The sequence below is a fragment of the Pseudomonadota bacterium genome (genome assembly GCA_030860485.1).
Taxonomy (GTDB): Bacteria; Pseudomonadota; Gammaproteobacteria; order JACCXJ01; family JACCXJ01; genus JACCXJ01.
This window is the reverse complement of record JALZID010000348.1, coordinates 1-3,655: the sequence shown is the minus strand read 5'-3', so window position 1 is coordinate 3,655 and position 3,655 is coordinate 1. Positions and strand designations below refer to the sequence as shown.

General features: G+C 58.8%; 3 protein-coding genes. All 3 read right to left on the bottom strand.

Annotated elements, in window-relative coordinates; translation table 11 throughout:
- Positions 1-532: 532 nt before the first annotated feature.
- On the bottom strand, positions 533-1,543 hold the full coding sequence (locus tag M3461_21650) for a transposase (protein MDQ3776764.1): 1,011 nt from the start codon (positions 1,541-1,543) through the stop codon (positions 533-535).
- 230 nt (positions 1,544-1,773) lie between these two features.
- Positions 1,774-2,340 (bottom strand): hypothetical protein, encoded by a 567-nt coding sequence (locus M3461_21645; GenBank protein MDQ3776763.1) that lies wholly within the window; start codon positions 2,338-2,340, stop codon positions 1,774-1,776.
- A 171-nt stretch (positions 2,341-2,511) separates the two neighbouring features.
- A complete protein-coding gene (locus M3461_21640) occupies positions 2,512-3,534 on the bottom strand; it encodes a TonB-dependent receptor (GenBank protein MDQ3776762.1) in 1,023 nt (340 codons plus the stop codon).
- Positions 3,535-3,655: the final 121 nt, after the last annotated feature.

The following is a 3,655-nucleotide window of genomic DNA, read 5'->3' as shown; positions in this document are numbered from 1 at the left end:
GTTCCAGGCACGGCGGTATTCGGTCACGGATCACCTTCTCTAGCCTAGGTCTTTTCGCCAACGATGCGGTTCCCTTCGGTCACCGCATCCTGTCATGGCTTTGTCAAGCCCCCTTTTTTCTCTCAGTTACCTGGCTTTTCCCCATACCGATCTTTCACACTTGATTTTATCAAAAAGCAAGCATGCTCGACAGTATGGACAGGATGCATCGTTGGTGTTTTCCGGTCTTCCGGGATCAGCCACCTGTGGGGTAAGCCAGACCTGTCATGGGATGTCCGTTAGACGGCATCGGCTCAGCTTCATCGGGCATTCGGTCCACAGTAGATCCGGGGAGTGCCTCGAGACTACGGGAGGGTATTCCGATGTGGATACCACGGGATGCGGTTGAAGGTCACTCCGACGGAAACCGGTCAACACAGTAATACGCCTCTGATCAGGGTGGCATGGTAGGGTCCTCCGCATCGCGAGTCTCTTGTTTCTGAACCGGGATTACATGGATGTAATGCTTTGGGGAGGTACAGGAAGAACCTTCTCAGCCCACTGCGAAGAGCCTGCGGGCGTCAAAGGCTTGCCCGCGCGCCACATACCACAGGGCGCGAGAGAGTTTGCGCATCAAGGCCACCACGATCTTCAGCTTTTCGCGCCCGCCCTGGGCCTGTACCTTTTTCTCGTACCAGGTGCTGACAATCTCATTGTGGTTGATCAAACGCAGGGTCGCGAGATAGAGATCGCGCCGCGCCAGCCCGGAGCCCCGCTTGGTGATCTTGATCTGCCCCTTATGCTGGCCGCTGCTCTTCTCCTTGAGGTTCAGCCCCAGCGCCTTGCAGTAACTGCTGCTATTCGCATACGCCCGTGGGTCCAGACCCTCAGCGATGAGCAGCCCGGTCGTCACCCGACCGATGGTCACCCCCAGGGCGTGAAGCTCCGGATCCGCCTGGGTCAGCGCGGCAAGCCGCAACCCCACCCGATCCTTCTGCTCACGGCTATGGCGCAGCTCGGCGCCGAGCGCCATGAGGTACTCCCGCTCGGCCGCCACGCACGGCACACCGATTGAGCAACGTGCGCTCTCGAGCACCGCCTCGATCTTCTCCGTCGCGAGCTTTCCGCGGGAGACCCGCCGCATCCGCTCGCGACCCTCCTCGGCCCGGGCGCTGAGCTCCGCCGGGGACCCAAAGCTCAATAGCAGATCCTCCAGCGTGACGCTATCGAGCTCCAAGTATCCGGTCAGCTCCGGCCAGTGCCGTTGCAGCGCCGCCTCCAGCCGGTTCTGCTGCTGCTGGTGCTGCTTCTGGTAGAGTCGGTAGAGCCGCCCGATGGCATCGTGGCTGCGCTGCTGCTCGCTCGCTTCCACCCACACCCGACTCGCCCCTTCGAAGTACAGCCGCCCGATCACCTGCGCCGCCTTCGCATCATGCATGCTCGGGACGCCGTCGTAGACCTCACAGGCATCGTGCACGCGCTTGGCGCTCATCAGATGGACCGCAAGACCCGCCTCACGCAGTTGCCTGCGCAGCGTGTCCCCATAGACTCCGGTGGACTCCATCACCGCCGTGAGCGACCCACAGGCTAAGCCCCTCAGCCGCTCAAGGAGCGCCGGTGCCTCGGCCGGGTAGCCCACTTCACCGTGACTACACCTGCCGCTCACTATCCATCAATACCCCATACTGCTCGACCTTGGCGACATCCACCGCCCACACCACCACCTTGTCTTTGACCTGATCAGCCACCTCTTCCCATCGAACCTCGTTGACTACCAGGCTTCATCGAAGGCGTTTACGAACGCCGGCATCTAACGTAGTGTTCCCCAGCCCTCCGAATGCATGTGCAATGGCTGCCCTTGTACTGCCAGAAATAGATGATACGCGCATCATCGATCCTCGGTGAAAGAGGCGTTGAATCGCGGAATCCACCGGCTGTTTTCTCGTGCCGCACCATATCTTTCTTCGTTATCGTGTCGAAGAGTATGGGCTCGCCTAGCTCGTTGACCCGGATCGCGGCATCATGGTGACCATTGTGATGCAAACTGCTGGTTGGCGACACCCGGACACGGGTCTCTGCGTCGAGAACAATCAGCTCCTTGGCGCTATTCACGAACATGACCACCTCGGCGCCCGATTCTCGTACTTGTTCGTCGATAGACTTGGCCGAGGTACCCACACATGAGCTAAGCACGCTCCAAATTTTGCTACCCTTAGTGGATGCCGCTGCATGGGCGACCGACTGCATATCGGGGTTGGGTCCGATCGCGGCAGCCGTCGTTGCCCTGGACCGGTGCTGCCAGACGATGATCGAGTAGCCTATGCCGATACCCAAGGCCATGAGGATGAATGATTCAGTCATAGTATGTTCCTCAGAATGATAGAGATAAAGGTTCTCTGTCAGCCGCGATCGATCTCCCGGGATCGGACGAGACTGCATTGCTTGCTATTCTCCGCTATAGTTCAAGCCAATCAAGTGACAAAAGTCACAAGCATTCTGTGAAATATTACCCATCTCTCCTACGACACGGTTTCAAAAAGACCACAGGTTGATGCGCAAGAAGACGGCCCGCGAGGGTTGGAAGCGGGGAAGCTGTTGTTGCGCCTCCGCATTGAATGAGTTCTGGTAGTCAAACTCTTCATCGAACAGGTTCCTGACATCCAGGCTCACCAAACCGTAACGTTTGGGTAGCCGATAACCGATCGACGCATCCAGGGTCCAAAACCGCTCATGAGATCTAGACAAGTCCGTCCTGGTCGCCTCTTGGTCGACATAGGTAGCGCCAAGCGTTGCAGACAATCCAGACGGATGAAAGTAGCTGAGGTCGAGCGGGAGGTAGTGGGTTCGTAATTCCGGCAGGCCACTAAACTCGCTTTCCCCGTCGGACAGGAAACTTTCCCGTTCGAACTCCTCGAATTGGTACTCCGCCGCAAGCGCCAGCCTCGGGTGCGGCGCCCAATGGAGATAGCTACGGTAAAAGCGTTCGTCCTGGTTCTCTCCGATCCCATTCCCATCCATGTCCGTGAGCGTGCGGGTGAGGTCGCGCCGCGACAACTCGAAGCCGCCATAGAGATCCGGCGAAAAGCGCTGGTCCAGCCCGAAACCATAGCGCGTTGAATCGGTACCATCGAGATCGTCAAAGAACTGATTGAAGCCGGCAAGCTGCGTGGGCTCGAGCGTCTGATTGGTCACGAAGAATCGCTTGAGGACCCGAAAGGCCGCGGCGCGCAGCGTAGTCGAAGGCAAGATGTTCCACACCAACCCGAACTTGGGGTTGAGTGGGTGCGTATCGAGGTGCCCGGTATGGAAGGAATCATAGCTGGCGCCCAGGGTGAGGGTGGCGGTCGTGCCTAACGAAATCGGTACATAGGCGTAGGCGTGGATGTCCTCGGGGCGATCGACGCTGTCCTGGGATGAAAGTATCTCTCCTCCCGGAAGGGCGCTCTCGATTGCCAGTGCGCGATTCCGGAGCCTGTTGTAGCCGATCCCCGAGATGGCCTTGAAGCCCTCGCCGCGGAACAGGTGCTGGATCTCGGCAGAGTAGCCCTCTATCATAGGTTATGTAGTTAAGGATTCGCGAAAATCGGCTCCAGACCGAATTGCAGCCGCCCACGTTGTCGATCCCGTTTAGGGTGTGCGCGTCGTGCGTTCCCGGCGAGGTAGTCGATGGCGCGTG